The 12,616-nt window shown below is 66.4% G+C and carries 10 protein-coding genes; 2 read left to right on the top strand and 8 right to left on the bottom strand.

Going from position 1 to position 12,616, the window contains the following annotated elements; all coding sequences use genetic code 11:
* Positions 1–52 precede the first annotated feature (52 nt).
* The 5 genes from ACX1DX_RS13345 to ACX1DX_RS13325 form a co-directional block, all read right to left on the bottom strand.
* Positions 53–2,515, bottom strand: coding sequence for an alpha-ketoacid dehydrogenase subunit alpha/beta (locus tag ACX1DX_RS13345; protein ID WP_459396984.1), 2,463 nt, complete (start codon positions 2,513–2,515; stop codon positions 53–55).
* A gap of 19 nt (positions 2,516–2,534) precedes the next feature.
* Positions 2,535–3,902: a dihydrolipoyl dehydrogenase gene (gene lpdA / locus ACX1DX_RS13340; RefSeq protein ID WP_182762513.1), complete on the bottom strand. Its 1,368-nt coding sequence runs from the start codon at positions 3,900–3,902 to the stop codon at positions 2,535–2,537.
* Between the two features lie 14 nt (positions 3,903–3,916).
* Positions 3,917–5,299 carry a dihydrolipoamide acetyltransferase family protein gene (locus ACX1DX_RS13335; RefSeq protein WP_459396983.1) on the bottom strand — a complete coding sequence of 461 codons (1,383 nt, stop codon included), beginning with the start codon at positions 5,297–5,299 and terminating at the stop codon, positions 3,917–3,919.
* Positions 5,300–5,317: 18 nt separating this feature from the next.
* Entirely contained in the window at positions 5,318–6,070 is a 753-nt protein-coding gene (locus ACX1DX_RS13330) for a DeoR/GlpR family DNA-binding transcription regulator (RefSeq protein WP_459396982.1), read from the bottom strand.
* 231 nt (positions 6,071–6,301) lie between these two features.
* Entirely contained in the window at positions 6,302–8,182 is a 1,881-nt protein-coding gene (locus tag ACX1DX_RS13325; RefSeq protein ID WP_459396981.1) for a hypothetical protein, read from the bottom strand.
* A 114-nt stretch (positions 8,183–8,296) separates the two neighbouring features.
* Between ACX1DX_RS13325 and ACX1DX_RS13320 the strand changes: the two genes are divergently transcribed.
* Together ACX1DX_RS13320 and ACX1DX_RS13315 are read left to right on the top strand one after the other, a co-directional pair.
* A complete protein-coding gene (locus ACX1DX_RS13320; RefSeq protein ID WP_182766239.1) occupies positions 8,297–8,974 on the top strand; it encodes a fructose-6-phosphate aldolase in 678 nt (225 codons plus the stop codon).
* Positions 8,975–9,438: 464 nt separating this feature from the next.
* Positions 9,439–10,182, top strand: a complete 744-nt coding sequence (locus ACX1DX_RS13315; protein ID WP_459396980.1) for a hypothetical protein — start codon at positions 9,439–9,441, stop codon at positions 10,180–10,182.
* Between the two features lie 400 nt (positions 10,183–10,582).
* On the opposite strand, the gene rpiB is transcribed toward ACX1DX_RS13315, so the two are convergent.
* The 3 genes from rpiB to alsE are packed head-to-tail and all read right to left on the bottom strand — an operon-like array spanning position 10,583 to position 12,599.
* Entirely contained in the window at positions 10,583–11,041 is a 459-nt protein-coding gene (rpiB, locus tag ACX1DX_RS13310) for a ribose 5-phosphate isomerase B (protein ID WP_459398222.1), read from the bottom strand.
* Between the two features lie 8 nt (positions 11,042–11,049).
* On the bottom strand, positions 11,050–11,922 hold the full coding sequence (locus ACX1DX_RS13305; RefSeq protein WP_459396979.1) for an ROK family protein: 873 nt from the start codon (positions 11,920–11,922) through the stop codon (positions 11,050–11,052).
* Complete coding sequence (gene alsE, locus ACX1DX_RS13300) at positions 11,919–12,599, bottom strand: D-allulose 6-phosphate 3-epimerase (protein ID WP_459396978.1); 681 nt, start codon at positions 12,597–12,599, stop codon at positions 11,919–11,921. Before alsE ends, ACX1DX_RS13305 begins: the two co-directional genes overlap by 4 nt.
* Between the last annotated feature and the right edge of the window lie 17 nt (positions 12,600–12,616).

Raw genomic sequence — 12,616 nt, 5'->3', positions numbered from 1 at the left:
TCTGCGAGATGGTGGGCCGGGCGACACCGAAGCGACGCCCGGCCCACCGTCGTCAGAGGCCCAGCTTCGCGCGGCGGACGATTTCGCCGTCGGTCTGGTTGGACTCCGGCGTGTGGCCCTTCAACGGGAGCATCCGCTCGTGGATGGCGTCGACGATCCACTCGGGCTGCGGGAAGAACAGCTTCTCCAGCTCAGCGGCGGGCGTGATGATGTTGCGCGAACCCACCACGGTGACCGGAGCGTCGAGGCTGTCGAACGCCAGGGTCTGCACCCGGGAGGCGACATCGTGGAGGAACGAGCCACGATCCACCGCGTCCGACGACAGCAGCAGGCGGCCGGTCTTCTTCACCGACTCCAACACCACCGTCAGATCGAGCGGGGCGATGAAGCGCAGGTCGATGACCTCAGCGGACACCCCGTACTTGTCCTGCAGGATGTCTGCGGCCTCCATGGCCCGGTACAGCGTGGGGCCGAGCGTCGCGATGGTCACGTCCGCGCCTTCGCGGCGGACGACGGGCTGGCCCTCCTCCACCTCGTAGTACTCGGTGGGCACGCCGTCCTCGACGAACTGCTCAGCCACGTCGTACAGCAGCTGCGACTCGAAGAACACCACCGGATCTGTGCCGCGCAGCGCCAGGTTCATCATGCCCTTGGCGTCGAACGGGGTGGAGGGGTAGTAGACCTTCAGGCCGGGCATGTGCGCCACGAGCGCGGACCAGTCCTGCGAGTGCTGGGCGCCGTACTTGGAGCCCACGGACACGCGCATCACCAGCGGCATCTTCAGCAGGCCGCCGGACATGGACTGCCACTTGGGCGCCTGGTTGAAGATCTCGTCGCCCGCGCGGCCGAGGAAGTCGCAGTACATCAGTTCGACGATGGCGCGGCCGCCCGAGAGCGCGTAGCCGACACCGGCGCCGATGATGGCGGCCTCGGAGATGGGCGAGTTGAACAGGCGGTGGTGCGGCAGCAGTTCCGTGAGGCCGCGGTAGACGGCGAACGCGCCGCCCCAGTCGCGGTTCTCCTCGCCCCAGCCGGCGAGCGTCGGGTCCGTGGCGAAACCGTGCGCGACGGCCTCGAACAGCGCGTCGCGGTAGTTGTAGGCCTTGGCCTTGGAGACCGTCTTGCCGGAGGCGTCCTTGTAGAAGCGGCTCTTGGCGAGCAGCGACTTGGCGCGGGCGTTCTCCGCCAGCGGCTGGAGGAGTTCCGGCTCGCGGGTGGTGTCCAGCGAGGGCTCGTTGCCGTCGGAGTACATGACCGATTCGATGAACGCGGTGTCGACGCGGGGGCTGGAGCCGTCGTCCTTCGTGGCGATGGCGATGATCTTGGTCAGGCGCTCGTCGAACGTGGCCTGGATCCCGTCCACCTCGTCCTGGGTGAGGACCTTGTTGTCGACGAGGTACTTGGCGTAGTTCGTGAGGCCGTCGTGGGCCTGCCACAGCTCGACCTCTTCGGGCGTGCGGTAGGACGAGGCGTCCGACGGCGAGTGGCCGGAGAAGCGGTAGGTGATGGTGTCGGTGAGCACCGGGCCGTGGCCGTTCTCCAGGATCTCGCGCTTGCGGGCGACCGCATCGGCGACGGCGAGCGGGTTCAGGCCGTCGACGCGCTCGGCGTGCATGGCCTCGGGGTTCACGCCCATGCCCACGCGGGCGAGGATGTCGTAGCCCATGGTCTCGCCGGCGGTCTGGCCGCCCATGCCGTAGAAGTTGTTGAAGAAGTTGAACCAGATGGGCGGGTTGCCGTCGACGCCGTCCTTCCACAGGGTGCGGTACTGGTCCATGGCGGACATCATCATGGCTTCCCAGACGGGGCCACAGCCCATGGAGGCGTCGCCGATGTTGGCGATCACGATGCCGTTCTGCCGGTTGATGCGCTTGAACAGCGCGGAACCGGTGGCGATGTCCGCGGAGCCGCCGACGATGGCGTTGTTGGGCATGGAGCCGAACGGCGCGAAGAAGGCGTGCATGGAGCCGCCGAGGCCGCGGTTGAAGCCGGCGGAGCGGGCGAAGGTCTCAGCGACGGTGCCGTAGAGGATGAAGTTCTCGGCCAGGTCTGCGAGGTTCTCGAAGCCCACCTTCTCGGCGAACCCGAGGGTCTCGCCGTCGAGGAACTGCTTCATGATGTTCTCGAGCTGGTCTTCGGGCAGTTTGCGGGCCGCGGAGTAGCACTTGGCGAGGATCTCGCCGTGGGAGCGGTGCGAGCCGAAGACGTAGTCGTCGGGGTTCAGCTGCGAGGCCTGGCCCACGACGGCAGATTCCTGGCCGATGGACAGGTGCGCGGGGCCGCGGTGGTTGTACTCGACACCGTTCCAGGAGCCGGTCTTCTTGATGGAATCCAGCATGGTCTCGAACTGCCGCACGGCGATCATGTCGTGGAGGATGTCGACGAGGCCCTGCTTGCCGTACTTGGCGAGTTCCGCGTCGAAATCCGGCTTGTACTGGTTGACGGGAACCTTCGGTGATTCGATGTACGAGGCCGAACGTACGTTGCTCGGGTCGACGATGAGTGACTTGGTCATGGGTGTGTATCTCCTGGTGTCAGATCTTCGCGGCCCAAGCCGCTTCTCGGATCAGTTCGCTGACGGTTGGGTGGGGGAAGACGACCTGGCGCAGGTCGGTGATGCTGAGTTCGGTCTCGAGCACGACGGAGGCGCCCCAGACCATTTCGGAGGCGTAGCTGCCGAGCACGTGGACGCCGAGCACGGTGAGGCTGTCGGCGTCGTAGACGAGCTTGCAGGCGCCGGGTGCCTTGACGCCCTCTTCGGCGACGAAGCGACCGGACAGGTAGGCCGGGACCGTTACCTTGCCCACCGTGTAGCCGGCCGCTGCGGCCTGCTTCTCGGTGAGGCCGATGCCTGCCGCCTCAGGGGCCGAATACACGGCCCACGGGATGGTGTTCCAGCGCATGATCTCGCCGCGGCGGTGCGCCTCGGGGTCGAGGATGTTGGCGACGGCGATCTCACCCATGCGGTAGGCCGCGTGGGCCAGCAGCGAGCGGCCGGTGACGTCACCCACGGCCCACACGTTGGGCAGGTTGGTGCGCATCCGGTCGTCGACGACAATGCCCTTGCCGGAGAACTCCAGGCCCGAGTTCTCCGCGCCCCAGCCCTGCACGAGGGGGCGCCTGCCAACGGCCATCAGCACGACGTCGGCCTCGACGGATTCTTCCGCGCCGGCCAACGTCACGTACTTGACGGTGCCGCCGTCGATGGCGGTGACCTTGCATTCGAGCTTGAACTTCACGTCGGCGAGGCCCTTGCGCAGCTGCGCGGCGAGCTCGTCGTCCATGAACGGCACGATCTCCGGCAGCATCTCCACGACGGTGACCTCGGAGCCCAGCATGGCGAACAGGCTGGCGAACTCGAGGCCGATCACGCCGCCGCCGATGACGGCGAGGCGCGCCGGGATCTCCTCGATGGCGAGCATGCCGGTGGAGTCCACCACCTTCGGGTTGTCCTTGGCGCCGGGGATGGGCGGCATGACGGGGACCGAGCCGGTGGCGAGGATCACGTGCTTGCCGGTGTACTGCGTGCCGTCGACGGTGACCTTGCCCGGGCCGTCGAACGTGCCGTGGCCCTTGACGACGGTGACGCCGGCCTTCTTCTCGGCCTGACCGACGCCGCCCACGAGGGTGTCGACGGTCTGCTTCTTCCACTTCTGCATGGTGGGCCAGTCCACCGAGATGTCGCCGGCGTTGACGCCCAGCTTCGCGCCGTGCTTGGCGTGGGCGTAGGTCTTGGCCGCGTTGAGGAGCGCCTTGGTGGGGATGCAGCCCACGTTCAGGCAGGTGCCGCCCAGCGCGTCGGCCTCCACGAGGAGGACCTTCTTCTTCGCGTGGCCGAGGCGCTCCGCGGCGATGTAGCCGCCGGGGCCGCCGCCCAGCACGATGACGTCGAATTCGTTCATTCCGCTCTTCCCTCTCAGCCCAGGACCGTGATGTCGATGTTTTCGATGTAGCGCACGAGGTCCTGCAGGAAGCGGGCCGCGTCGGCGCCGTCGATCACGCGGTGGTCCGCGGTGAGCGAGAAGCCGATGCGCTGTTCTGCCCCGACGGTGCCGTCGTCGTTGATGACGGCCCTGGGGAAGATGGCGTCGACGCCCAGGATGGCCACCTGCGGCACGTTCAGCAGTGGGGTGAAGCTCTCGATGCCGAAGCCGCCCAGGTTGGAGACCGTGAACGTGGCGCCGGCGAGCAGATCGGGGTTGATCTTGCCGTCGATGGCCTGGAACGCGAGGTCCTTGCTGGTGGTGGAGAACTCGCGCAGGCTCATCTGCGACGCGTTGCGCACCGTGGGCACGAGGAGGCCGCGCGGGGTGTCCACCGCCATGCCCAGGTGCACGTTCTCGAACGTGGTGAAGACGCCGTCCTCGAGGTGGCCGTTGTGGTTGGTGTTCTTGGCCGCGGCCTTGACGGCGGCGAAGCCGACGAGGTCGCCGATGGTGACCTTGTTGAGGCCCAGTTCCTCGGGCGAGCCCTTGAGCTTCTTGCGCAGGGACAGCAGGCCGGCGGCCTTCGCCGTCGACGTGTAGGTGAGCTGTGCGGAGCTGGCCAGCGAGTGCATCATGCGCTCGGCGATGACCTTGCGGATGCCCTTCACCGGGGTGGCGGTGGAGGGGCCGGGGTACTCGCGGGCGCCGGACGTGAGGAACGGCGCGGCCTGCGGGGCTTCGGCCGGGGCTTCCTTGCCGAGGTCTGCGGAGGCGACGCGGCCGCCGAGGCCGGTGCCCTGGCCGGGGAGCGCACCCGCGCGGGCTGCGGCGAGCGTGGTGCCGCCGGCCGCGAGGACGGCCTGCACGTCGCGCTCGATCACGCGGCCGCCGGGGCCGGAGCCCTGCGGGACGGCGTTGATGTCGATGTTGCTGGAACTGGCGAGGTTGCGAGCCCGGGGGCTCGTCCCGGCGTTTCCTGAGCCAGCCGCCTGCGGCTGGTCGGAGGACGCGGGAGCCGACGTGGCAGGTTCATCCGCAGGCGCCTCGACAGGCGCAGCAGCCGACTCAGCTTCCTCAGCTTCGCCGTCCTTGCCCTTCCAGCCGGCGGCGTCGAGCGCGGGCTGGGGGTCTTCCCCCGCCGCGCCGACGACCACCAGCGGCTCCTTGACGGGGACGTCGTCGCCCTCGTCCCAGAGGATGGCCAGGACGGTGCCGGCCTCGGTGGACGGTACCTCCATGGAGGCCTTGTCTGTCTCGACCTCACACAGCACGCCGTCGACAGCGACCTCGTCGCCGACCTTGACCTGCCAGGAAATGATCAAGCACGACTCGACGCTGTTGCCGAGTTGCGGCATGACTACAACGGTTGCCATTGCGGTTTTCCTTCTTTGTTAGACGACGCACACCTGGGTGTGCTCTTGCAACGCTTCCAGTGCCCCTTCGGGCAACCCGGAATCGGTGATGATCCCGGTGATGCCGTTCAGGGGCAGAAAACTGACGAACCCGGCCTGGCCGAACTTCGTGGAATCGGCCACCAGCCAGGTTTCTTCGGCGCGGTCGCGCATGGTGGAGGCCACCTGTGCGCCCTCGACGAACCGGGTGGTGAGGCCGCGCTCCGGGGAGAACCCGTCGGTGCCCAGGAACGCGATGCGGGCGTTGAACTCCCCGATCGCGCGCTCGGCGAGCGGGCCGACGAACGACTCGGACTCGCGGCGGAACACGCCGCCGGTGAGGATGACGTTGACGTTGGCGTTGATGCGCGCGTTGTTGAAGACGAGCGCCGAGTTGGTGACCACCTGGACGCCGCGTCGGGCACTGAGGTTGCGCACCACCATGGCGCACGTGGTGCCGGCCTCGATCATGACGGCGTCGTCGTCGCGGATCATGGCGGCCGCGGCCGCGGCGATGCGCGTCTTGATCTCGACGTTGAGCTGTTCGCGCTGGAGGATCGATTTGAGCGTGGTGGGCCTGGCCCCGCCGCGGGTGCGCACGAGCATGCCCTGTTGCTCGAGCGCCCGGAGGTCGCCTCGGATGGTGACTTCCGACACCCCCAGATCCGCCGCGAGGGAGGACACCGTGAGCGCGCCGTCATCGCTCAGGCGCGACATGATCTCGCTCTCGCGGCCTGCGCGTTCGACGGTCACTGTCGATCACTTCGCTTTCGTTGGGGTTACGAATCGCTTTCGATACCGCCACTATACGCGCCCTTTCGAGCCTTCGCATCAGGAGGTCACCGATCGTCCAGAACACCTTTTCGCCCATTGACCTGGCCACCTCTCCAGGGGTGGGTCTCGGCGCGATCTCGGGCTCCGGCGCTACCGCCTGCACCCATCAGGTGACGTTGACCGTGGTAAACGCTCCGTGTCCTATCCCATTCAGCCGACCAGCGGCCAGATCAACCACAACGACACCAGCACCACTCCCACCCCGGCAGCCAACCCCGGCGCGGGCGCCCGGTAGCTCTGCCCGGAGCCGGGCGACTGGAAGATCATCAACCTCACCCGCTCAGCCGCCTGCTCCGCGGTGAGGTCCTCCCCCGGCGCCACCACGTCGACCCCCAGGTTGATGAGTTCGTCCGGCCGCTCGAACCGCACCGCCACGGACTGGTCCACCGGCACCACGACGGTGGCCCGGTCCCGCCCGTAGACCTCGTCCAGGAACGCCCCGTGCGTGCGCAGGCCCGCGGGGGCGGCAGAGATCCGGCCCTCCGACCACTGGGTCGCCGACCACGGCGCAGACGCGGCCATCAGCACCAGGAACACCACCGGCCATTCCACGGGCTCGCCCCAGAGGAACAGCGCCAACGCCAGGACGGCCACCAGCCCCGCCCCGCACGCCAACGCCCAGCGCAGCCAGCCGGCGTTCCGGTGCGCCCAGACGGGCAGCGCCCGCATGGTGCGGTCGACGGCCCGATGCTTTACCGACGGCACGCCGGCCTCGACGACGGCCCGGCGATCCGTGATGGGCCGCCCGGCCGCCACCTCCGCGAACCACACCTCGCCGCTCTCGCGCAGCAGGGCGACGGTGGAGCCCTGCGCCCAGTTGCCCACGAGGATGAACGGCTCGCCGTTGGCCTCGCTCCGCGGCCCGAGGAAGGCCTCGAGGTTGGCCCGCTCCTCGGGCGTGAACTCGTCGTCGAACTCCTCGGCCTCCTGCTCCCGGATGAACTGTGCGATCTCGAACGCCCCGACCGGCAGTTCCGGGTCATCGTCGTCGTCGGACGCGGCCCCATCATCCGCGGGGTCTGTCGAAGGACGGTCCTCTTCCACGTCCTCCTCCCCCGGGTACAGCTCCCGCAACCCGGTGAGGTTGATCAGCCGCAGCGTGGGCACGGTGTCATCCACCGGCAGCGCCAACGCGTCGAACTCCTCGAGCCACAGCAGCCGCACCGTCGCAGAAGGCCCGCCCCGCTCGAGCAGGGCGCGACGCCGCGACCGACGCGTGCCCAACCGCAGGCCGATGGCCGCGCCCAGCAGCGGCGCGACGGCGGTGATCCCCAGCACGAACGCGGGGTTCCCCTGCCCCTGGCCCAGCGGCGTCGCCCGGTCGCCGTCGATCAGCACCTCGATGGCCTCGCCCGGCTGGGGCTCGTCCTGCTCCTCGTCGGTGTAGAACCGCTCGAACGTGAACTCCCGCCCGCCAACCTCCACCACCATCTCGTACGGGTCCTCGATCAGCTCCACGACGGTGCCCGCCGCCAGCTCGGCCCGGGCCTCGAAGGCGGCGACGTCGCTGAGCATGAAGTGGTGCACGCCCAGCCCGATCAGGGTGAGCAGCGCGAACGCGCCGGCGACGAGGGCGCCGACCTTCGCGTCGATCCGGGCGTCGTCGGCCGCCCACGAGCCCTCCCATTGCGTCCCGTTGGCCGGCACCACGTGGGGGCCGTGGGGCGTGCTGCGGGAGTCGCGCCAGAGGAACCAAACGAGCCCCGCGACGGCGAACACTGCGGCCGCCCAGCCGAGGCCGCGCACGTCGTCGTGCACAGGTGCGGCCTCGAACAGGACGCCGAGCAGGGCGCCGAAGGCGAACGTCAGCCGCGGCGCCCAGTGGAGCGTGACCGCCGTGCCGAGCCAGGCTGGGAACAGCCCCATCAGCACGTAACCGGCGGAGCCGAGCGGTTGGCGCACCACGTCGTCGCCCAGCTGCATGGCGCCCAGCGCGAGGCCGCAGAGGATGGCGAGCACGAACCAGCCCGCCCACCAGGCCCACAGATAGGTGCGGCTACGGCGCAGGTCCTGCGCGGAGAGTCGGTGCATCGGCACAGGATAGGGCCCCAAATTGGGCATCTGCCCAACGGCCGCTCAGCCGCGAAACACCTAGCCGCGTGGTTGGATATCACCAGGGGCACCCCTCACCCGAAAGGCACAGTCATGGACATCCTGTTCGACACGGCCAACCTGGACGACATCGAGCGGCTCACGCCGATCTACCCTGTCACCGGCGTGACCACCAACCCGTCGATCCTCAAGGCCGAGGGCAAGATCGATTTCTACGCGCACTTCCGCCAGATCCGCTCGATCATCGGCCCCAACCGCACCCTCCACGTCCAGGTGCTGTCCAAGGAGACCCAGGGCATGGTGGACGAGGCCCACCGCCTGTTGGACAAGATCGACGCCAACGTCTACCCCAAGATCCCCCTCACCGAGGCCGGCCTCCACGCCATGCGCATCCTCAAGAGCGAAGGCGTGAAGGTGACCGCCACCGCGATCTACTCCAAGACGCAGGGCTTCCTGGCCATCGCCTCGGGTGTCGACTACCTGGCGCCGTACTACAACCGGATGCAGTCGATCGACATCAACACCCGCGAGACCATCGAGGCACTGGCGGGCTTCATCAAGCGGTTCGACGCCCCCAGCAAGATCATGGCCGCTAGCTTCAAGAACATCGCCCAGGTGTCGCACGCACTCCAGAGCGGCGCCGACGCGGTGACGCTGTCGCCGCAGCTGCTGCAGCAGGCCCTGTCCGCCCCCGACATCATCACCGCGGTGGACCGCTTCGTCGACGACTGGGAAGAGATCCACGGCACCACCGAACTGCCGTTTGAGTAGGTTCTGACGAGTAGCCCTGACCCTCGCTCACCTCAGTCTGGAGCGTATGGGCGCGCTGCGAGTGATGCCTCCCGCGCGCATTGTCGCGGAGGCCTTTCGGCCGTCGCAGCCGGGTGCCTTACCGAAACCCTGGACACGGTCTGCAGCGGGGGCTAAAATTTGTCCTCCGGGCGGACTGGACTGCCCTTCTCCGAGCTTATGTCCCCACGCGGCATGGGCGTCGAGGACAACGGCGGCCGATCCAGAAGCGCAGTGCCTGGTTTGAGATCTCTCTCTACTCACGGGGCTGAACGGCGTGGGTGTGCAGCCCGGAATGAGGAATAGAGATGATGTCCAGCAACCACGCGACGGACCGTGATCGACAGAAAGACGCCCGTGCCTGGTCAGGCCTGACCGGCGCGAACCACACGGCCTCCTTACGACAAATGCGGAACCCTCTCGCTCAGGGACTCCTCGGGGAGCGAATGAGCGCCCGCCATTTGATTGACACGCTTGCTGACCACGAATTGGTCGGCGACCTTCAGGGATACGCCCGCCTCGGGCCGAACGGGTACATGTCCCCCGTGCCGTGGCAGTTCGACGGCGAGACTGATTACATCCCGCTATCAATGATCTGCGACATGCTCAGGATGTTCTCGCCCCTTCAACGGGGCACACGCCCAGCGGTCAACAGCTACTCGCTCAAAAACGTCGCTGAGCAGTTGCTCGGGGAGGTCTGCCCCTACGTGTCTAATGGGCAGGTCATCTGGGCCGCGGCCGCGCTGGGGCTCCCTATGGCGGCATTCGATGAGGACGGGCCGAATCTTCTCGTGGGGATTCCAAAACTGGAGTTCGAGTATGTCCGGCGCATCGTGAGCCAGATCGAGCCCAAGCCTCGCACTCATCATTACCGCCCACCCGGGTTCGTCGAGTTTCAGAACAGGTTGGCTCTCGCAGCGGAAGGTCACTACTTCGGGGTGGTCTGGCGTCCTAGCCTCCGTGGGGAATCCGATGCGCCTTTCCATCGATGGCTCGTCAAACAGGCGGATCGCGACGACCGCGTGGGTGACTTGGCAAGGGATTACTCAGTGGCTGTGCGCGAAAGCAGCCATGGCATCGCACCGACCCCGGAGGCACTGCTTGCGATCCTCCGAGATGCCGGGGCCTCGGACAGCGCTCATGATGCGGCCGCCGAAATGATCGCAGAGTGGATGGACGGACATTCCTGAGTTTAGGGACCACAATGTTTGGATCGAATGCTCTCGCCGCAGCGAAAATTGGGGTTCTGCGCCTCGCCGATCCACCCGAGGTTGGGCCCTTGGTCCAACAGCCCAGAGCCTCGCCCGAGCCAACGGAACGCTGCGCGCGGTGTGAACCCTGCGGGTGGTGCGCAGGCCCATCAAGGTCGTTCAAGGATCGACGGCGCCGGTATCCGAGGCCAACGCGCTCTGAAACCTCTCCCCCCGCGAGATGTCGGGCCGACCGGGCAGCGCCCCCGCCGTCGGCGAGTCCAGTAGGGGGCGCCGGGTCGGATCCGGCATCCCCGATACACTTAGGGCGGGGCAGCTGCGCCACCAGCATCTCACTCGATGAGCCCGTCCAAACGCGCAAATCTGGGCCGGCGGGAGGCTATTCGCTATAAGTCTGGAACGTAGGCACCTCACCACGGTCGAGGTCAGCGAGCTGGGCAACGCGTCCGGCGTGTCGGCCCCCTTCAAACGGGGTCTCCAGCCAAGTGCTGCAGATCGCGAATGCCACATCCGGACCAACCACGCGGCTCCCGAAGCACAACATGTTCGTGTCGTTATGGAGGCGGGACATCTGCGCAGAGTAGGTCTCTGAGACGCAAGCCGCACGGATGCCTGGCACCTTGTTCGCTGAAATCGAGATTCCAACGCCGGAGCCACAGATTGCGATCCCCCTATCGTATTGTCCCGCAGCCACAGCACGGGCAAGGTCCGACCCCCAAACTGGGTAATCAGTTCGCTCTGGGCTTTCCGGCCCGACGTCGGTGACGTCGAAGCCCTGCTGGCGGAGTCGTTCAACCAGCTGCTTGCGGAGGTCGACCGCCACGTGGTCACTAGTCATTGCAATCTTCATTTGAATTTCTCCTGATAGAGGTTCCATCCCCCACGTAGACCGGCGGAGAGATCGCCCGGAACCCAAGTGAAGGCTATGTCGTCATGAGGAAGTGGCCTCCGCACGTGGGCGAGAATTGACTCCTCCACCCTCGCGCGAGGCACACATGGGGATTCGAACACCCCGCCGCCGAGGATTACGGCATCGGGATCGAGAATGTTGATTTCAGTAGCGACCACCTTGGCGGCTCCATCGATGAAGCCGTCGATCACGGAAGCGGGTGCATTCTCGAAGAAGTCCGCCACGCTGTCCAGGTCTGGATGGTCGGCAACCGTTCGAGCAACCGCCATTCCAGAGACATCGGGTTCGATGCAGGAAGGGAGTCCACACTTGCAACGATGCTGACCACTTCCCCAAGGTATGTGACCGAGTTCACCAGCGACGCCGTGCGCACCTGCGAAAATCTGCCCGTCAATTGCGATGCTGTTGCCAAGCCCTGTGCCGAGATAGAAAGCGCAGGCCACGCGTGGAACGGTCGACAGCTGCGAGAGATGGTCTCTCAGAAGGAGATTGACATCCGTATCTGCGATCCCTGGTAACCCGAAGTCTCGCTCACACATGGATGCAAAATCGAATCCATTGAAGCCGGGGATATTAGTGACGGTGAGCACGGTGCGGTGGTCGCGGGCCACCGTGCCCGGAAAGCCCATCACGACCGCTTCCGCATGACCTTCCGCTCTCTTGATGAGATCCCCCAGAGTGCTTCGGAGACTTGTCAACCCGCCGCTGAGAACTTCCTGGCTCGGCTTTCGGCCTGACCAGGCAACGCCTTGAGGTCCAACCAAGCCAGCGCGCAGGTTCGTCCCTCCGAGGTCTAGTGCGAGAATCATTTCGGCTCAGCTACCGCCGCGTCGTAGGAGCGGCTCATGGCCTTCCATGCGTCCTCCAAATCGTCGGCCAGGCCGAACAGGCCGGAGTTGCCCAGGATGAACTGCTCAGCTCCCGCATCGGTGAGTTGTTTGAATGTCTTGCCATTGCAGGAACCGTCGATTTGGATCGTGTAGGAGAGCCCGTCGGACTCCTTGAGGCTCTTCGCCTCCGCCACCTTGCTCAACACCTCGGGGATGAACGGTTGACCGGCGTAGCCGACATCCACCGTCATCAGGGTGAGCAGCTCGACGTGCTCGAGCAGCGGCCGGACGGAGGACAAGGGGGTGAGGGGGCTGAGAACCAGGCCCAGCTTCATGCCAGCGGCCCGCACCTGATTGTTGACCCTGAAGGCAGTGTTCTGGATTGTCTCTGCGTGCACGGAGTAAATGTCCGCGCCCGCCTCGGCCACTTGGTCAACCCAGAAACCAGGGTCCGTCACCATCATGTGGGCATCGATCGTCGTACCGGATCCGCGCCGCACTGCTGCGATGAAATCAGGACTGAGTGTGATGTTCGGTGCGAAATGACCATCCATGATGTCGATGTGATACGCATCGACCTTTGAGTTCATGGTTTGCAACTGCTCCTTGACTTCGAGCAGGTCCATACACATGAGGGAAACCGAAAAACGGGGCATTCTGTCCTTCTCCTTGA

It is taken from the genome of Tessaracoccus zhenghani (genome assembly GCF_054552775.1).
This window is presented reverse-complemented; position numbering and strand designations above follow the sequence as displayed.

Excerpts from the sequence above, each read along its gene's own strand:
- ACX1DX_RS13345 (WP_459396984.1), bottom strand. The coding sequence starts at position 2,515 with ATGACCAAGTCACTCATCGTCGACCCGAGCAACGTACGTTCGGCCTCG.
- lpdA (WP_182762513.1), bottom strand. The coding sequence starts at position 3,902 with ATGAACGAATTCGACGTCATCGTGCTGGGCGGCGGCCCCGGCGGCTAC.
- ACX1DX_RS13335 (WP_459396983.1), bottom strand. The coding sequence starts at position 5,299 with ATGGCAACCGTTGTAGTCATGCCGCAACTCGGCAACAGCGTCGAGTCG.
- ACX1DX_RS13325 (WP_459396981.1), bottom strand. The coding sequence starts at position 8,182 with ATGCACCGACTCTCCGCGCAGGACCTGCGCCGTAGCCGCACCTATCTG.
- ACX1DX_RS13320 (WP_182766239.1), top strand. The coding sequence starts at position 8,297 with ATGGACATCCTGTTCGACACGGCCAACCTGGACGACATCGAGCGGCTC.
- ACX1DX_RS13315 (WP_459396980.1), top strand. The coding sequence starts at position 9,439 with ATGAGCGCCCGCCATTTGATTGACACGCTTGCTGACCACGAATTGGTC.
- rpiB (WP_459398222.1), bottom strand. The coding sequence starts at position 11,041 with ATGACTAGTGACCACGTGGCGGTCGACCTCCGCAAGCAGCTGGTTGAA.
- ACX1DX_RS13305 (WP_459396979.1), bottom strand. The coding sequence starts at position 11,922 with ATGATTCTCGCACTAGACCTCGGAGGGACGAACCTGCGCGCTGGCTTG.
- alsE (WP_459396978.1), bottom strand. The coding sequence starts at position 12,599 with ATGCCCCGTTTTTCGGTTTCCCTCATGTGTATGGACCTGCTCGAAGTC.